Annotated in this window: 18 protein-coding genes; 17 read left to right on the top strand and 1 reads right to left on the bottom strand. The window is 66.7% G+C overall.

Annotation, left to right across the window (positions count from 1 at the left end; all coding sequences use genetic code 11):
• Window positions 1-6 precede the first annotated feature (6 nt).
• From murC to DW307_RS14265, 17 genes are all read left to right on the top strand, one after another.
• Window positions 7-1,407 (top strand): UDP-N-acetylmuramate--L-alanine ligase, encoded by a 1,401-nt coding sequence (murC, locus tag DW307_RS14345; protein ID WP_029264914.1) that lies wholly within the window; start codon window positions 7-9, stop codon window positions 1,405-1,407.
• Window positions 1,408-1,410: 3 nt separating this feature from the next.
• Window positions 1,411-2,358 carry an FtsQ-type POTRA domain-containing protein gene (locus DW307_RS14340; RefSeq protein ID WP_029264915.1) on the top strand — a complete coding sequence of 316 codons (948 nt, stop codon included), beginning with the start codon at window positions 1,411-1,413 and terminating at the stop codon, window positions 2,356-2,358.
• A gap of 164 nt (window positions 2,359-2,522) precedes the next feature.
• Entirely contained in the window at window positions 2,523-3,665 is a 1,143-nt protein-coding gene (gene ftsZ, locus DW307_RS14335; RefSeq protein WP_029258346.1) for a cell division protein FtsZ, read from the top strand.
• Window positions 3,662-4,369 carry a YggS family pyridoxal phosphate-dependent enzyme gene (locus tag DW307_RS14330; protein ID WP_029264917.1) on the top strand — a complete coding sequence of 236 codons (708 nt, stop codon included), beginning with the start codon at window positions 3,662-3,664 and terminating at the stop codon, window positions 4,367-4,369. The genes ftsZ and DW307_RS14330 overlap by 4 nt, the downstream gene beginning before the upstream one ends.
• Window positions 4,370-4,412: 43 nt before the next feature.
• Window positions 4,413-4,892 (top strand): cell division protein SepF, encoded by a 480-nt coding sequence (locus tag DW307_RS14325; RefSeq protein ID WP_021199342.1) that lies wholly within the window; start codon window positions 4,413-4,415, stop codon window positions 4,890-4,892.
• A gap of 3 nt (window positions 4,893-4,895) precedes the next feature.
• A complete protein-coding gene (locus DW307_RS14320; RefSeq protein ID WP_029258344.1) occupies window positions 4,896-5,195 on the top strand; it encodes a YggT family protein in 300 nt (99 codons plus the stop codon).
• 181 nt (window positions 5,196-5,376) lie between these two features.
• Window positions 5,377-5,964, top strand: coding sequence for a DivIVA domain-containing protein (locus DW307_RS14315; protein ID WP_021201570.1), 588 nt, complete (start codon window positions 5,377-5,379; stop codon window positions 5,962-5,964).
• 9 nt (window positions 5,965-5,973) lie between these two features.
• The gene (lspA, locus tag DW307_RS14310) at window positions 5,974-6,654 is read left to right on the top strand and encodes a signal peptidase II (RefSeq protein ID WP_046399048.1); all 681 of its coding nucleotides are present in this window, start codon (window positions 5,974-5,976) and stop codon (window positions 6,652-6,654) included.
• A gap of 2 nt (window positions 6,655-6,656) precedes the next feature.
• The gene (locus DW307_RS14305; protein WP_029264919.1) at window positions 6,657-7,577 is read left to right on the top strand and encodes an RluA family pseudouridine synthase; all 921 of its coding nucleotides are present in this window, start codon (window positions 6,657-6,659) and stop codon (window positions 7,575-7,577) included.
• 46 nt (window positions 7,578-7,623) lie between these two features.
• Entirely contained in the window at window positions 7,624-8,259 is a 636-nt protein-coding gene (locus DW307_RS14300; RefSeq protein WP_136025034.1) for a GNAT family N-acetyltransferase, read from the top strand.
• A complete protein-coding gene (locus DW307_RS14295; RefSeq protein ID WP_081859635.1) occupies window positions 8,256-8,756 on the top strand; it encodes an RNA polymerase sigma factor in 501 nt (166 codons plus the stop codon). The genes DW307_RS14300 and DW307_RS14295 overlap by 4 nt, the downstream gene beginning before the upstream one ends.
• The gene (locus DW307_RS14290; protein WP_136025033.1) at window positions 8,753-9,388 is read left to right on the top strand and encodes a hypothetical protein; all 636 of its coding nucleotides are present in this window, start codon (window positions 8,753-8,755) and stop codon (window positions 9,386-9,388) included. Before DW307_RS14295 ends, DW307_RS14290 begins: the two co-directional genes overlap by 4 nt.
• Window positions 9,389-9,544: 156 nt before the next feature.
• Window positions 9,545-13,063, top strand: a complete 3,519-nt coding sequence (dnaE, locus tag DW307_RS14285; protein WP_021201562.1) for a DNA polymerase III subunit alpha — start codon at window positions 9,545-9,547, stop codon at window positions 13,061-13,063.
• Window positions 13,064-13,134: 71 nt separating this feature from the next.
• A complete protein-coding gene (locus DW307_RS14280) occupies window positions 13,135-14,385 on the top strand; it encodes a hypothetical protein (protein WP_136025032.1) in 1,251 nt (416 codons plus the stop codon).
• Window position 14,386: 1 nt separating this feature from the next.
• Window positions 14,387-15,691 carry a histidinol dehydrogenase gene (hisD, locus tag DW307_RS14275; RefSeq protein ID WP_136025031.1) on the top strand — a complete coding sequence of 435 codons (1,305 nt, stop codon included), beginning with the start codon at window positions 14,387-14,389 and terminating at the stop codon, window positions 15,689-15,691.
• Window positions 15,692-15,701: 10 nt separating this feature from the next.
• Entirely contained in the window at window positions 15,702-16,172 is a 471-nt protein-coding gene (nrdR, locus tag DW307_RS14270; RefSeq protein ID WP_021201559.1) for a transcriptional regulator NrdR, read from the top strand.
• Window positions 16,173-16,182: 10 nt separating this feature from the next.
• Window positions 16,183-17,220: a quinone-dependent dihydroorotate dehydrogenase gene (locus DW307_RS14265; protein WP_021201558.1), complete on the top strand. Its 1,038-nt coding sequence runs from the start codon at window positions 16,183-16,185 to the stop codon at window positions 17,218-17,220.
• Here DW307_RS14265 and DW307_RS14260 read toward each other — a convergent pair.
• The gene (locus DW307_RS14260) at window positions 17,195-17,767 is read right to left on the bottom strand and encodes a DUF3043 domain-containing protein (RefSeq protein WP_029264925.1); all 573 of its coding nucleotides are present in this window, start codon (window positions 17,765-17,767) and stop codon (window positions 17,195-17,197) included. The genes DW307_RS14265 and DW307_RS14260 overlap by 26 nt on opposite strands.
• Window positions 17,768-17,771: the final 4 nt, after the last annotated feature.

The following is a 17,771-nucleotide window of genomic DNA, read 5'->3' as shown; positions in this document are numbered from 1 at the left end:
GCGGAAATGATCAGACCCGACCTCTCCCTCCCCATTCCCGAGACGATCACCTCCGCGCACTTCATCGGCATCGGCGGTTCCGGTATGAGCGGTCTCGCGAAGATGTTCCTCGACGCCGGCATCCGCGTCTCCGGTAGCGACCGCGCGGACAGCGACAATCTGCGCGCGCTGGCGGCCGCCGGCGCGACGGTGCACGTGGGTCACGACGCCGCTCACCTCGGTGACGCCGACACCGTCGTGCACACCGGAGCGATCTGGCCGGAGAATCCCGAGTTCGTGACCGCGAAGGCCCGTGGACTCCACGTGATCCACCGGTCGCAGGCCCTGCACTGGCTGATCGGCACACGCCGTCTCGTCTCCGTCGCCGGCGCCCATGGAAAGACGACGTCGACGGGCATGATCGTGACCGCCCTGCGTGAGCTCGGCGCGGATCCGCACTTCGTCAACGGCGGCGTGATCGAGCAGCTCGGCACATCCAGCGCGACTGGATCGGGAGAGCTGTTCGTCATCGAAGCCGACGAGTCCGATGGCACGTTCCTGCTGTACGACACCGCTGTCGCATTGATCACCAACGTCGATCCCGACCACCTCGATCACTACGGCTCGGATGAGGCCTTCCACCAGGCATTCGTGCAGTTCGCGGACGCCGCGACGGAGGCGGTCGTGATCTCCAGCGACGACGCGGGTGCGCTGCGGGTCGGTGCCGGTCTCTCTCACCCGAACGTGCTGACGTTCGGTCAGGCCGAAGGAGCGGATGTACGCGTCACCGACATCGTCGCCGCGGGTCCGGTCGCCGCCACGCTGACGCACGGTGAGGAACAGGCGCGTATGCAGCTCGCCGTTCCCGGTGTGCACAACGCGATCAATGCGGCGGGGGCCGTGACGGTGTTGCGTGCGCTCGGCTACTCGCTCGCGGAGGCCGTTCGCGCCGTCGAAGGCTTCGCGGGAACCGTGCGTCGACTGGAGCAGCACGGTGTCGAGCGCGGCGTGACCGTGTACGACGACTATTCGCACCACCCCACGGAGGTGCGGGCTGCACTCGAGGCGATGCGCAGCATCGCAGGAGCGGGACGGATCATCGCGATTCAGCAGCCCCACACCTACTCGCGCACGCAGCACATGTACCAGGAGTTCGCCGACGTCCTCGAGGAGTTCGCCGATCACACCGTGATGCTCGACGTGTACGGCGCCCGGGAGGACCCCGTGCCCGGTGTCACCGGCGAGTTGGTGAGCGGCGCGTTCGAGGACCCGTCGCACGTGCACTTCGTCGCGGATTGGCAGCAGGCCGCCGACTACACCGCAGCCGTCGCACGGGAAGGTGACTTCATCGTCACGCTCGGCTGCGGAAACGTCTACCAGATCATCCCGCAGGTCCTGGATTCGCTGCGTCGGACCGACGGGGCATAGCCGATGCGTCGGCCTGCACCGCTTCCGACGACCCCGGAGAGTCCGGGGGAGAAGGACGCCGCGCCGGGGGCGAAGCCCCGCAGGCGGCGACGCGATGCTGAAGCGGAGGTGGAGTTCTCGGCCTCCGATGACGTGACGCCCGATGACGTGACGAGCGAAGAGCACAGGGGTGAAGCGTCGACGGACGATCCGCAGCCGACGTCGACGAGGGACGTCTGGCGCGCAGCCCGCGCACGACGCAAGGCGCTTCGCGCCGAGATCCGTCGTTTCACGCAGCGCTCCAGACGGCGCAGGATCGTGTGGCTGAGCAGCATCGGCGCCGCACTCCTGCTCGTCGGGGGCAGTGTCGCCGCGGCCTACAGTCCGCTCTTCGCCGTTCAGAAGATCAGCGTCGCCGGGGCCACGACTCTCGACCCCGCAGCCATCGAGGCCGCGCTCGGCGACCAGCTCGGAACCCCGCTCGCGCTCGTCGACTCCAGCAAGGTGAAGGCCGCGTTGCTGGCCTTCCCCCTCATCGAGACCTATTCCCTCGAAGCACGTCCACCACATGACCTGACCGTGCGCATCGTGGAACGCACTCCGGTCGGCATCATCCGTTCGGACGCCGGGTACACGCTGGTCGATGCCGCCGGTGTCGCCCTCTCCACCACCTCGGATCAGCCTGCGGGGCAGCCGGTGATCGACGTCCCGGGCGGCGTCGACTCGGCGGCGTTCCGCAGCGCAGGTCTCGTGGTGCGCTCGCTCCCGGCCGACATCCGTGCGGCGCTGACGGGGATCAGCGCGCGCACCGCCGATGACGTGACTCTCACGCTCAACAGCGGGTTGAGTGTGGTCTGGGGGAGCGCGGAGGAGTCCGCGCTGAAGGCCGTCGTCCTCTCGAAGGCGATGGCCTCGAACCCCGAAGCCGCGTCGATCGACGTCACTTCCCCCGAAGTCGCCGTCGTCGGCTGATCCCTTTCGCGGGGAATGGGGCGACACGCCCGTGTCTTCGCGCGAACGCGGGCGGGCGGCGCTTACCTTCGATCAAAGAGAACGCAATACCGGGAAATACTTTACACCTCTACTTGAGGTTTAAGGTTCACCCACTTCCAGGCTCGAATAATCGGAGGCCGGCCATGAGCCAGAACCAGAACTACCTCGCCGTGATCAAGGTCGTCGGCGTCGGCGGTGGCGGCGTCAACGCCGTGAACCGCATGATCGATCTCGGCCTTCGCGGAGTCGAGTTCATCGCCGTGAACACCGACGCGCAGGCGCTGCTCATGAGCGACGCCGACGTCAAGCTCGACGTGGGTCGCGAACTCACCCGCGGCCTCGGTGCCGGCGCCGACCCCGAGGTGGGCCGACGTGCCGCAGAGGACCATGCCGAGGAGATCGAGCAGGCTCTGACCGGTGCGGACATGGTCTTCGTGACGGCCGGCGAGGGCGGTGGCACCGGAACCGGTGGCGCGCCCGTCGTGGCACGCATCGCGAAGTCCATCGGCGCCCTCACCATCGGTGTCGTGACGAAGCCGTTCTCCTTCGAGGGTCGCCGCCGCCAGAGCCAGGCCGAAGCCGGTGTCTCCAAGCTCAAGGAAGAGGTCGACACCCTCATCGTGGTGCCGAATGACCGCCTCCTCGAGATCAGCGACCGCGGCATCTCGATGATCGAGGCCTTCGCCACGGCCGACCAGGTGCTCCTCGCCGGTGTGCAGGGCATCACCGACCTGATCACGACTCCGGGTCTCATCAACCTCGACTTCGCCGACGTGAAGTCGGTCATGCAGGGTGCGGGATCCGCGCTCATGGGCATCGGCTCCGCTCGTGGGGCCGACCGTGCCATCAAAGCCGCAGAGCTGGCCGTGGAGTCTCCGCTCCTGGAAGCGAGCATCGAAGGTGCGCACGGCGTGCTGCTCTCGATCCAGGGCGGCTCGAACCTCGGGATCTTCGAGATCCACGATGCGGCCGACCTCGTCAAGGAAGCCGCCCACCCCGAAGCCAACATCATCTTCGGTACGGTCATCGACGACACGCTCGGCGATGAAGTGCGGGTGACGGTGATCGCGGCCGGCTTCGACGGCGGCGAACCCTCCCTCCGGCTGGACCCGATGGTCGTTTCGCGGCCGTCCACGACGTCGCTTCCCGAGGTCGCGCTCACAGACGAACCCGAGAGCAAGAGCGAGACGGCTCAGCCTGAGCCCGTTCAGCAGCGCGTTCCGGCCACCAGCATCGAGCCGGCATTCGCCGATGACGACATCGACATCCCCGAATTCCTGAAGTGACGTCCTCGGTCGACGCGGCCGAGCCTTCCGGCCTGGCTGCGCGGCTGTCGGCGATCGACGAGAAGATCGCCGCCGCCGCGCAGGCGGCCGGACGGAGCTCCGAGGAGATCACCCGGATCGTGGTGACGAAGTTCCACCCGGCGTCATTGGTCCGTGCCCTGCACGGGCTGGGCGTGAAGGACGTCGGCGAGAACCGACAGCAGGAGTTGTCGGCGAAGGAAGCAGAAGTCGCAGCATCCGATCTGCGCTGGCACTTCATCGGCCAGGGGCAGACGAACAAGGCGGCGGCGATCCGCCGGAGTGCGGACGTCGTGCACTCGGTCGATCGAGACCGGTTCGCGGATGCTCTGCACCGCGCAGCGGACGATGACGGTCGGCTCGATGTTCTCGTCCAGGTCAATCTCACCGACGACCCCGGTCGTGGGGGAGTCGTGCCGGCTCAGGCGGTCGCCCTCGCGGAGCATGTCCTGGCCCTGCCGTCGTTGCGGCTGCGCGGCGTCATGGCCGTGGCGCCCCTCGATGAGGAACCCGCTTCCGCTTTCGCTCGTCTGCACGACATCGCCGACAGCGTGCGTGCGATCGACTCAACCGCGTCGTGGATCTCAGCCGGGATGACCGGAGACTTCGCCGAGGCGATCGCCGCCGGCGCGACACACCTGCGGATCGGTTCCGCAATCACCGGCCCCCGGCCCGACCGGGGTTAACCTGTGAAAAGACCAGCCCGACACGTTCGAACCGGAGGACACGATGGGTAACCCACTGAAGAAGACCATGGTGTATCTCGGCCTCGCCGATGAAGAAGAGGTCTACGAGGAAGAGACGCAGGCGCCCGCCCGCGCTCACCGCGAGCGTGACCGTGACCGTGACCGCGAGGAGCCAGCACCGGCCCCCGTCACGCCGTTGCGCCGCCCCGTCGCCGTCCGCCAGCCGTCTGCAGGAGCCGTGAACGAGATTCTCACCGTCCACCCGAAGCAGTACCGCGACGCCCAGCTGATCGCGGAGAGCTTCCGCGAGGGTGTCCCGGTCATCATCAACCTCTCCCAGATGAGCGATGCCGACGCGCGCCGCCTCATCGACTTCGCGAGCGGGCTCTCCCTCGGCCTCTACGGCCGGATCGAGCGCGTGACCTCGAAGGTGTTCCTGCTGTCGCCGGAGAACATCGCCGTATCGGGTCACGGGGGCATCGCACACGCAGACGCCGAGTCTGCGGGCTTCGACCAGTCGTAGCCCGTGCAGCTGGTCTCCGTCCTCGCGAGCATCGTCCATCTGGTGCTCCTGCTGTACGTCTTCGTGCTGTTCGCGCGCCTGATCCTGGACTACATTCCGATGTTCAATCGCGAATGGCGTCCGAAGGGATTCGGGCTCGTGCTCGCCGAGGCCGTCTACACCCTCACCGATCCGCCCATCCGGTTCTTCCGGCGGATCATCCCGCCACTGCGGATCGGCTCGCTCTCGCTCGACTTCGGCTTCGCGCTGACTCTGCTGATCGTCCTGATTCTGATGAACGTCGTCGGGCTGTTCATCCGCTGAAATCCCGGCGTGTCCCCTGATTCGGTGGCTGCGACTTCTCCCACTCTGGGTGTCGTGACATCGCGGCGCCAATGCTCGGGGGCTATGCTGGCACCCAGGTGCGCGCCCCGGGTTCGCGCCACATCACGACCACGCCATACATCGATACTGGCAATCGAACTCATCGAAAGAGGAGCCACCCATGGCACTTACCCCGGATGACGTCGTCACCAAGCAGTTCCAGCACGTCCGCTTCAAGGACGGCTTCGACCCGGACGAGGTGGACGACTTCCTCGACGAGATCGTCATCGAGTGGCGCAAGGCTCTCGAGGAGAACGTGGAGCTGAAGGCCAAGCTGGCCGCGTACGAGTCCGGTGCTGCTCCTGAAGCCGCCGCGCCCGCCGCTGTCGAGGCTCCCGCACCCGTGGCCGAGGTCCCGGCGGAGCCCGCTCCGACCGGTTCCGCGACCGCGACCGCTGGCATCATCGAACTCGCACAGCGTCTGCACGACGAGCATGTCGCCGAGGGCGAGGCGAAGCGGAACGCGCTCATCGCGGAGGCCGAGACCGAGGTCGCCCGCATCCGCACCGAGGCCGAGGCCAAGCAGCGCGAGGAGTCCGCACGACTCGAGCGCGAGCGCAACACTCTCGAGGCTCGTATCACCGAACTCCGCAACTTCGAGCGCGACTACCGCTCGCAGCTGCGCGGCTACATCGAGGGTCAGCTCCGCGAGCTCGACGAGAAGTCGACCTCCACGGACTCGACACCCGTTTCCGCGATCGGTCTGTAAGGCGCCCTCTTGTCAGGACGCCGTCCCCTTCGTCGGTCGGCGGCCGGTGCGGTCGTTGCGATTCTCGCAGCGCTCGTACTGGCCGCCGATCAGTTTGTGAAGTACCTCACGATCGAGAACCTCCCCTACCAGGAGCCGGTTCCGGTCCTGGGGGAGTTCCTTCAGCTGTACTACGTTCGCAACCCCGGGGCGGCGTTCTCCCTGGGATCCGAGGTCACCTGGATCTTCACGATCGCCCTCGCGGTCGTAGCGTGCGTGATCGTCTGGAAGGCGTTCGGGCTCAAGTCCCGCCTGTGGGCGGTCGTGCTCGGCTGTCTCCTCGGCGGAGTCCTCGGCAACCTCAGTGATCGTCTGTTTCGTGAGCCCGGTTTTCCGGTGGGGCACGTCGTCGACATGATCTCGATGCCGTGGATGATGCCGGCGATCTTCAACGTCGCCGACATCTTCATCGTGACCGGGATGATCTCGGTCGCGTTGCTCGTGGTCTTCGGCCTGCGCTTCGACGGTACGCGCGAACGCGATCACGAGATCGTCGAGACCGAGGAAGAAGCCGAAGCCGCCGCGACGGCGGCTGTCCTGGCGACAGACACCGATGACGACATGCTCGACGCCGATGCTCCCGTGCCGGTGCGTTCGACCGATGACGATTCTCCCTCGGAGGATGCGGCTCCCGCATCGGAAGGACGTTGACCGTGGAATCGCGGTCCCTGCCGGTTCCGGACGGTTTGGACGGTACCCGCGTCGATGCAGCCTTGGCGAAGCTGATGGGGTTCTCCCGCACCTTCGCTGCTGACGTCGCCGCCGCAGGGGGAGTACGACTCGACGGCGTGACACTCGACAAGTCCGACCGTCTGCGCGCGGGCGGCTGGCTCGATGTCGAATGGCAGCCGAAGGAGGCGCCGAAGATCGTTCCCCTCGCCGTGCCGGAGCTCGGCATCGTGTACGACGACGATGACATCATCGTGGTGGACAAGCCGACGGGGGTCGCCGCCCATCCATCGGTCGGCTGGGAGGGCCCGACGGTCGTCGGCGCCCTCGCCGCTGCGGGCTTCCGCGTGGCGACCAGCGGCGCTCCGGAACGTCAGGGCGTCGTGCACCGACTCGACGTCGGCACCAGCGGCCTGATGGTCGTGGCGAAGTCCGAGCACGCCTACACGGTCCTGAAGCAGGCCTTCAAGGACCGTACCGTCGAGAAGATCTATCACGCCGTCGTCCAAGGTCACCCCGATCCGCTTGCCGGGACCATCGATGCGCCGATCGGGCGTCACCCCAACCACTCCTGGAAGTTCGCCGTCGTGCCCGACGGGAAGCCGTCTGTCACGCACTATGAGACGCTCGAGGCGTTTCCTGGCGCGTCGCTGCTCGAGATCCACCTCGAGACGGGCCGCACGCATCAGATCCGCGTGCACATGGCTGCGCACCGCCACCCCTGTGTCGGCGACCCGCTCTACGGAGCAGACCCGACGATGTCCGCGCGGCTGGGGCTCACCCGCCAGTGGCTGCACGCGCATCAGCTCGCCTTCGCGCACCCGACGACGGGGGACTGGGTGACGTTCGAGTCCCCGTATCCCGAGGACTTCCGGCACGCACTGGACGTGCTGCGCGGAGAGTAGCCCGCTTCGATCGCGCGATGTCGGCCCTGTGCGCCACACTGAACCCATGACCATCGAGGTTCTGCCCGCGACGGATTTCGACGATGTCGCGACTCTCGTCGGGCCGAAGAAGCCGACGTCGAACGTGTGCTTCTGCCTGAGCTACCGCATCGGCAGCAAAGAGAACGTGGCACTGAAAGGGCAGGAGCGTTCCGATCGGGTCCGGGAACTGTGCCACCAGGATCCACCTCCTGGCGTGATCGCGTACCTCGATGACGAACCGGTGGGATGGGCGGCGCTGCATCCGCGTCGCGGCACCAGTTTCGCGCGGAATCGGCTGATCCCGCACGTCGACGATCTCGACGTATGGTCACTGTGGTGCTTTCGCGTGCGACCGGGCTATCGGAAGCAGGGCATCTCGCATGCGCTGATCGAGGGAGCAGTGGCCTACGCGATGGAGCGCGGCGCGCCCGCCATCGAGGGGTATCCGGTCGACAACGGCGGCGAGAAGGTCAATCTCACCATGGCGTACGTCGGCACGCGGTCGTTGTTCGAGAGCGCGGGGTTCGTGAAGGCGGCAGACACCGGTTCTGTCCTGGACGGATTTCCTCGGGTGCTGATGCGGCTCGATCTGGGTGCATCGCAGAAGTCGTCAAAGAAAAGCGTGAACCGCTCGACGGCGCACGGCCAATACATAGCGTGACCACAGACAGCGAGATCATCCAGCGATCTCTCCAGCAGCCGGCGGCGTTCGCCGAGCTCTTCGACAGACATGCGCGCGCGGTCAACGCGTTCGCGACGTATCGCCTCGGCCGGCATGCTGCCGAGGACGTCCTGAGCGAGACATTCCTCGTCGCCTTCCGCCGACGCGCCGATTTCGACACGGACATCGAATCGGCGATGCCCTGGCTTCTCGGCATCGCCTCGCGCCTGATCCGTCGCCATCGCGCGCTGGAGGCGAAGCAGTGGAAGTCGTTCGCGGCATCCATCTCCCGGCAAGAGCACTCGACGCTCGGAGATCTGGACGATGCGATGTCCCGCCTCGATGCCGAGCGCGAGGTCGAGACGCTGAAGACGCGCATCGCGGCGCTCGCGCCGAGAGATCGCGAGGCACTCCTGCTCTATGCCTGGCAGGGGATGAGCTACGACGAGGTCGCGGCTACAGCGCCTCGCGCGCGGCGGCATCGAGCGGATGGGTGATCAGCCGGAGCGGCGCCGACTACGCTCCGGCTGATCTTCACTCTGAGTGGTATCAGGAGTGGGGGGCTCCGGTTGCAGGCGGGGTGTATGGCGACCAAGCGCAGGGGCATGCGTTACAGGTGGAGACGATGCAGGCGTATGGGCCAGCGGTCGCGCCTTTCCCGTCGGATTCACCGCGGCTTCCCGAGAGCGGTGCCGAAGACGTCCTGTGGTTCTTTGAATCGATGCCACGTGACCCGGCCACCATGATCGCGTGGATTCACGACTATCAGGGTTCAGATGTGCAGGGATGGGCCGATGGAAAGGTCGGGTGGCTGCTCATCGGACTGCTGTCGCACAATGTCGGTGACCCGGGGATGCGTGCTGCGATGTATCAGGCGCTCAGCCTGCTCCCGGGCTCAACGGTGGGAGCCGAACAAGACGGTGAACGCACCGTCACCTTCGACTCCCATCTAGGCGCATCTGAGACTGCGGAGACATCTCTTCGGCGGTTCACATTGACGATCGACATGGCGACGGGAATCGTGACTGAGACCACGGACACCACCTCCGTCGGCGAGGGACCTATCCCAAGTGACGTCCCCGACTCTCGGATGGCATTCGAGATGAGCGTGGTCGACACTCTGCCGTGACCAGTTTCGAACCGTTCTCGCATTCTGGGGTACCGGCTTCCGTGCCGAACGCCTCGGTCGTGACGTCGATTTCGATCGTCGACGACGCGCCGTAGCGAGGCGCCAGGGCCCCGACGCCGGCCTCCGGTGTCGGGGCCCCGCCGTAGAATCGGAGGCATGGCATCCGACTCCTTCGTCCACCTGCACGTGCACAGCGAGTATTCGATGCTCGACGGAGCGGCGAAGATCAACGCGATGACCCAGGCGGCCGCCGACTACAAGATGCCGGCCATCGCGGTGACCGATCACGGCAACACTTTCGCGGCTTTCGAGTTCTACAAGGCGGCCAATGCCGCGGGTGTCAAGCCGATCATCGGGCTCGAGGCCTATGTCACTCCCGGCACGCACCGCAGTGACAAGACGCGCGTGCAGTGGGGCTCGCCCGATCAGAAGAGCGACGACGTCTCGGGTTCCGGTGCGTACACCCACATGACCATGTGGAGTCAGAGCACCGAGGGCATGCACAACCTGTTCCGGCTCAGCTCCCGGTCGAGCATGGAGGGCTACTACTTCAAGCCGCGCATGGACCGCGAGCTGCTGCAGACCTATTCCAAAGGACTGATCGCGACCACCGGATGCCCGTCAGGCGAGATCCAGACGCGCCTGCGTCTCGGACAGTACGACGCTGCGCGCGCGGCCGCAGCCGAGTTCCAGGACCTGTTCGGCAAAGAGAACTACTTCGCCGAGATCATGGACCACGGTCTGTCCATCGAGCGACGCGTGATGACTGATCTCCTCCGTCTCTCGAAGGACCTGAACATCCCGCTGGTCGCCACCAACGACTCTCACTACACGCACCAGCACGAGGCCGACGCGCACGAGGCCCTCCTGTGCGTGCAGTCGGGCTCGACGATGGACGACCCGAACCGGTTCAAGTTCGACGGCGACGGGTACTACATCAAGACCGCGGCCGAGATGCGCCAACTGTTCCGCGACCACCCCGAGGCCTGCGACAACACGCTGCTGATCGCCGAGCGCTGCGAAGTCGAGTTCAACACGTCGGCCAACTACATGCCGCGCTTCCCTGTGCCCGACGGCGAGACCGAGGACAGCTGGCTCATCAAGGAGGTGGAGGCCGGCCTGCACTACCGATATCCCGGCGGCATCCCCGACAAGGTGCGCAAGCAGGCCGAGTACGAGACCGGCATCATCCTGCAGATGGGCTTCCCGGGATACTTCCTCGTCGTCGCCGACTTCATCAACTGGGCCAAGGACAACGGCATCCGCGTGGGCCCCGGCCGTGGCTCGGGTGCCGGCTCGATGGTCGCCTACGCGATGAAGATCACCGACCTCGACCCGCTCGAGCACGGACTCATCTTCGAGCGCTTCCTCAACCCCGACCGTGTCTCCATGCCCGACTTCGACGTCGACTTCGATGACCGGCGCCGCGGCGAGGTCATCGACTACGTCACGGAGAAGTACGGATCCGAGCGCGTCGCGCAGATCGTCACGTACGGAACGATCAAGTCCAAGCAGGCGCTGAAGGACGCCGGTCGAGTGCTCGGCTTCCCGTTCAGCATGGGGGAGCGCCTCACCAAGGCGATGCCGCCGCCCGTGATGGGCAAGGACATGCCCCTCGACGGCATGTTCGACTCTGCTCACCCGAGGTACAAGGAGGCGAGCGAGTTCAGGACCCTGATCGAGACGGATCCCGAGGCGAAGACGGTCTTCGACCGCGCGCTGGGTCTCGAAGGGCTGAAGCGCCAGTGGGGCGTGCACGCCGCCGGCGTGATCATGTCGTCCGATCCGCTCCTCGACATCATTCCGATCATGCGCCGCGAGCAGGACGGGCAGATCGTCACGCAGTTCGACTACCCGTCGTGCGAGTCCCTCGGTCTGATCAAGATGGACTTCCTGGGGCTCCGGAACCTCACGATCATCTCGGATGCGCTCGACAACATCCGCACGAACCGTGGCGAAGAGCTCGACCTCGAACATCTCGGTCTCGACGACCCCGGCGTGTACCAGCTGCTAGCGCGCGGCGACACCCTGGGCGTCTTCCAGCTCGACAGCCCGCCGCTGCGTTCGCTCATGCGTCTGATGAAGCCCGACAACTTCGGTGACATCTCGGCCCTCATCGCCCTGTATCGGCCGGGTCCCATGGGAGCCAACTCGCACACGAACTATGCGCTGCGCAAGAACGGGGTGCAGGAGATCACGCCGATCCACCCCGAGCTGGAGGCGCCGCTCGCCGAGATCCTGGAGGAGTCCTACGGGCTCATCATCTACCAGGAGCAGGTCATGGCCATCGCCCAAGCGGTCGCGGGGTTCAGCCTCGGACAGGCAGACATCCTGCGTCGAGCGATGGGCAAGAAGAAGAAGTCCGAGCTCGACAAGCAGTACGAAGGCTTCGCGGGCGGTATGACCGAGCGCGGATTCGGCGAGGCGGCCATCAAGGCGCTGTGGGACATCCTGCTGCCCTTCTCGGACTACGCCTTCAACAAAGCCCACTCCGCCGCATACGGTCTCGTCTCGTATTGGACCGCATACCTCAAGGCGCACTACCCCGCCGAGTACATGGCGGCGCTGCTCACCAGCGTCGGCGACTCCAAGGACAAGATGGCGCTCTACCTGAACGAGTGCCGCCGCATGGGCATCAAGGTCCTTCCGCCCGATGTCTCCGACTCGATCAACTTCTTCGCGGCCGTCGGCGACGACATCCGCTTCGGCCTCGGCGCCGTCCGCAACGTCGGCAGCAACGTCGTCGAGGGGATCGTGCAGGCCCGCAAGGACGAGCGCTTCACCTCGTTCCACCATTTCCTCGAGAAGGTTCCGCTGCACGTCTCGAACAAGCGCACGGTCGAGTCGCTGATCAAGGCCGGCGCCTTCGACTCGATGGGCGACTCCCGTCGAGCGCTCATGGAGGTGCATGAAGACGCGGTGGAGGCCGCCGTCGATCGCAAGCGCAACGAGGCACAGGGCGCCATCGGGTTCGACTTCGACAGCCTCTACGACGGCATGGACGAGGTTGCTCCCGCCAAGGTCCCCGCCCGCCCCGAGTGGATCAAGAAGGACAAGCTCGCTTTCGAACGCGAGATGCTCGGTCTCTACGTGTCCGACCACCCCTTGGCCGGGCTCGAGGTGCCTCTCGCGAAGCATGCATCGATCTCGATCCACGACCTCAACAACTCCGAAGACCTGCAGGACGGCGACCAGGTGACGGTGGCCGGGCTCGTCACCAGCGTGCAGCACCGCGTCGCCAAGGCGAGCGGAAATCCCTACGGCATGATCACCGTCGAGGATTTCAACGGTGAGGTCACCGTGATGTTCATGGGAAAGACCTACACCGAGTTCCAGCACACGCTGCAGCAGGATGCGATTCTCGCAGTCCGCGGGCGCGTGTCCCGGCGCGATGACGGACTCAACCTGCACGCGCAGTCGGCTTTCGCCCCGGATGTGGGGTCCTTCGACGCGGCGGGTCCCTTGGCCCTCGTCCTCGCCGAGCAGCGCGCGACAGAGCGGGTGATGATGGAGCTCGCAGAGGTGCTGCGACGGCACAACGGCGACACCGAAGTGCTGCTTCGGGTGCATCGCGGAGGCACCGCGAAGGTGTTCGAGGTGCCCATGCCGGTCAAGGTGTCCGCAGACCTGTTCGGTGACCTCAAGTCACTGCTCGGACCCACCTGTCTGGGGTGAGCGGGTAGGATCGTGAGCCGTCGGCAGCACGACGAATCCACCCGTCGAGCCCTGTGACGAAAGGACCACGCATGAGCACGGATCTCCCCGGATCGGACACCGAGGACATCGTCTTCGGCGACGATGACGGCGTCCTCTACGACGAAGAGGTCACGCCGGAGTTCGGCATCCTCGGCTTCACACTGCGTGAGCTGCTGATCGTGGGCGTCTGGTTGCTGTCCTTCGTCTTCTCCTTCTTCCCGCTGATCGGCGACCTCTCGCTGTGGGGCGTCGGCATCCAATGGATACTCCCGATCGCGCTCCCGACTGTCGCCGTCTTCCTTCTCGTGCTGCGCCGCTTCTCGCCCGACGGCATCCGCAGGGTCGGTTCGCTGGGCATCGATCAGTTCGCCTCGGTCGCGTTCTCCGTGTCAGCGGTGGTCTGGGCCGGCAGCCTGTGGCTCGCGATCTCCGCACTCGTCTCCGGAGGCACGTGGAGCCTTCCGTGGAACGGGGTCGCCATGGTGATCACCTCTCTGGCCCTCGTCGTCCTCACCGTCTTCGCTCCGATCATCCCGGGGCTGAAGGAAGACTTCCACGGTCGTCTGGTGACTCTCGCGCACCGCAACGCGAATCCGGTGCGTCCGGTCATCGCGCGGCCGCGTCCTGAGCCTGCGCCGGCAGCGGAAGAACCGTCCGGCGAGTCGGCCGAGGCATCGCCTGCGGGGTCCGACTCGTCCGCACCCCTCGAGGGGACAGAGGCGCAGGCCGACGGCCGGACAGATGTCATCGTCGATGGTGCGACACCAGCGCTCGTGATCCCGATCGATGTCGAGCCCTCCGGGAGGCAGGCGACCGACGAGATCGCCCGATTCGACCTCGCCGAGCAGGTGCCGCTCACTGCCCACGCCTCGGGCGGCGGCATCGGTACCGAGCAGGAGTCCTCGGATGAGGATTACGTGCCCGCCTACTCGCGTCGTTCGCGCGGTCAGGAACCCGAGATCGTCTCGGACACCGGGAGCATCGAGTCGCTTCTGGAGACGGCGGCGACGTATGAGACCGACGTCGTTGCGGAAGAGCCGGCGCCGCTGGTGTTGGAGGGCGTCTCCGACGCCGACCTCGAAGCGACCAACCCTCGCGAGGCAGCCCCCGCCGCTCAACCGTTCTGGATCCTCGCTCCCTCGGAGCGCGATGTCCACGACGAGCGTGGTGAACCGCTGTTCCGCATCGGCCCGAGCGCGTGGGCACTGGTGATCGAAGATCGTGGGGGTGCGTTCGTCGTGCGACATGACGACGGACGGATCGGCTACCTCCACGACATCTCCGACATCACGAAGGGCTGAAATGCGCACCATAGACCTGCGAGGGCGCGAGCTCTCGCCCGCAGGCATGCTCGCCGCGGTACCGCGGGCCACCCAGGCGCGTGCCGAAGCGCTCGATACCGCTGCGCGGATCGTCGAGGACGTGCGCGACCGTGGCGAGGACGCTCTTCGCGAGCAGGCCGAACGATTCGACGCCGTCACGGATCACGCCGTACGAGTGCCCGCCGAACACATCACCGCAGCGCTGGCTGAACTCGCTCCCGAGGTCAGAGGCGCGCTCGAGGAGGCGATCCGCCGAGTGCGTCTGGCCTCCGCCGCGCAGGTTCCGGCAACACAGGTCACCCGGATCGGGGACGGGGCCGTCATCACGCAGCGGTGGCAGCCGGTGCACCGCGTGGGGGTCTACATCCCCGGCGGCAAGGCCGTCTACCCGTCCAGCGTGATCATGAACGTCGTGCCCGCGCAGATCGCCGGGGTCGAGCAGATCGCGTTGGCATCGCCGCCGCAGTCGGATCAGGGCGGGCGGATTCACCCGACCATCCTCGCGGCGGCGGCTCTGCTGGGAGTGACGGAGGTATACGCGATGGGCGGTGCCGGAGCGATCGGTGCCCTGGCCTACGGTGTGCCGTCACTGGATCTCGATCCCGTCGATGTCGTCTCCGGTCCCGGCAACAACTACGTCGCGTCCGCGAAGCGCGCGGTCGCCGGTGTGGTCGGCACGGACTCGGAGGCCGGGGCGACCGAGATCCTCGTCGTCGCGGATTCCCACGCGGATCCGCGACTCATCGCCGCCGATCTCGTGAGCCAGGCTGAGCACGACGAGCAGGCGTCCGCGGTGCTGGTCACCGATGCGGCCGAGCTCGCCGAACAGGTCGCCGTCGAGGTGGAGCGCATGGCTGCGAGAACCCGCCACAGTGTGCGTGTCGCCGCCGCTCTCTCGGGACCGCAGTCCGCGATCGTCCTCGTGGATGACAGGGCCATGGCCACGGCGTTCAGCAACGCCTACGCGCCGGAGCACCTCGAGCTGCACCTCGTCGACGCCGAGGATGCCGCCGCCGACTTCACCAGTGCCGGTGCCGTGTTCGTCGGCGACCAGACGCCGGTCAGCCTCGGAGACTACATGGCGGGCAGCAACCACGTGCTGCCGACCGGGGGACAGGCGCGTTACGCCCCGGGTCTCGGGTCGTACACGTTCCTCCGTCCGCAGCAGGTCATCTCTTACGACAGGGCTGCGCTGGCTGCCGTGCGTGCCGGAGTCGTCGCCCTCGCCGACACCGAGGTGCTCCCCGCACACGGTGAAGCGATCGAGGCCCGTTTCACCGCGTAGGATCGGTCAGATGCACTGCCCCTTCTGTCGACACCCCGACTCCCGCGTCATCGATTCACGCACCAGCGACGACGGGCTCTCGATCAGGCGCCGTCGACAGTGCCCGGAGTGCGGTGGCCGTTTCACGACGACCGAGACCGCGAGCCTCAACGTGATCAAGCGTTCCGGCGTGATGGAGCCGTTCAGTCGCGAGAAGGTCATCACGGGCGTGCGGAAGGCATGCCAGGGCCGTCCGGTCACGGAGGGCGACCTCGCCGTGCTCGCACAGCGCGTGGAAGAGGCCGTGCGCCAGACCGGTGTCTCGCAGCTCGACACCAACGAGATCGGTCTCGCGATCCTCGGCCCGCTGCGTGAACTCGATGAGGTCGCGTTCCTGCGCTTCGCCAGCGTCTACCAGGCGTTCGACTCCCTCGAGGACTTCGAGGCCGCGATCACCGATCTGCGTGCCGACCACACGAAGAGGGAGTCCGAGGAGCGGTAATCTGGCAGGGATGTATCCGCTGCTCTTCCGCGCTGTCCTCTCGCGCTTCGATCCCGAGTTCGCCCACCACGCCGGCATGGCGGTGATCCGCGTTCTCGGCGTGCCCCCGTTCTCGTGGGCCACGCGTGCGATCACCCGTCCCGACCCGTCGCTGCGCGTCGAAGCGCTCGGTCTCACGTTCCCGTCACCGTTCGGCGTCGCCGCGGGTTTCGACAAGAACGCGGTGGGTGTGCGGGGACTCGCGGCTCTCGGCTTCGGGCACGTGGAAGTCGGCACCGTGACCGCGATACCGCAGGATGGCAACCCGAAGCCGCGGCTCTTCCGTCTCATCGCGGACCGTGCCGTGATCAATCGGATGGGCTTCAACAACGCGGGTGCGGATGCAGCGGCACGTCGTCTCGCACGCCTGCGTCGCGGGGCCCCCGACACGATCATCGGTGTCAACATCGGCAAGAGCCGAGTCGTCGAGGTCGAGGATGCGACGGCCGACTACGTGGCTTCGGCGGCGCGGCTGGCTCCGCTCGCCGACTATCTGGCCGTGAACGTGTCGTCTCCGAACACCCCGGGCCTTCGGGGACTGCAGGCCGTCGAAACGCTCGCGCCGCTGTTGCGTGCCGTGCGCGAGGCAGCCGGGGCCACTCCGCTGCTCGTCAAGATCGCACCGGACCTCTCTGACGAGGAGATCACGGCGATCGCGCAGATGGCGGTAGCCGAGGGGCTCGCAGGAATCATCGCTCACAACACCACGATCAGCCGAGACGGGCTGCTCACGGATGCCGCCACAGTCGAGGCTGCCGGAGCGGGAGGTCTGTCCGGAGCGCCGTTGAAGAAGCGCTCGCTCGAAGTGCTCCGCGTGGTGCGCGAAGCGGTTCCTTCCGACTTCTGCGTGATCGCCGTCGGGGGAGTGGAGACGCCGTCCGACGTGCAGGAGCGCCTCGATGCGGGGGCGACCCTCGTGCAGGGCTACACCGCTTTCCTGTACCGCGGTCCGTTCTGGGGCCGCGAGATCAACAGGGGACTGCTCAGTCGGGGTACTGGCCGCGCTTGACCTGCGGCTTCGGCAGACGCATGAAGCGCATCTGGAGCGCGCGCATCGCGGCGTACCATCCGAGGCCGCGCTCGAGGCGATCCTTGCCGAACTTCGCCGCGGCCTTGCGCTTGACCCGCATGCCGAGCAGGACCATGCCGCCGATGGCGATGACGAGGTAGCCCATCATGACGATGTAGGCGTAGAACGAGATGACCGTGTTGGCCGGAACGAGCGAGGCGAGGATGACCAGCACCATCACTCCCATCACGAACTCGGCCGGGTGCCAGCCGGCATCCACGTAGTCGCGCACCCAACGGCGCTGCGGACCCTTGTCGCGGACGGGGAGGTACTTCTCCTCGCCGGCGGCCATGCCGGCCTGGGCGCGGGCGCGACGCTCGTTGAGGTCCGCCTTCGCGGCCGCCTTCGCTTCCTTGGTGTTGGCGACCAGGGGGCGGCGACGTGCTGCCTCCTGCTCCGCACGGGTCGGCGTCGCGCGCCCCTTGCCGACGGCAGTCGTCTCGGGGGCGTCGTCGTTCGTGGAAGGGGAGGCAGGGGTAGTGGACACGGAG

It is taken from the genome of Microbacterium sp. K27, from assembly GCF_004794435.1.
GTDB lineage: Bacteria > Actinomycetota > Actinomycetes > Actinomycetales > Microbacteriaceae > Microbacterium > Microbacterium maritypicum_A.
The sequence above is the reverse complement of the archived record's forward strand: the minus strand, read 5'-3'. Positions and strand labels throughout refer to the sequence as shown.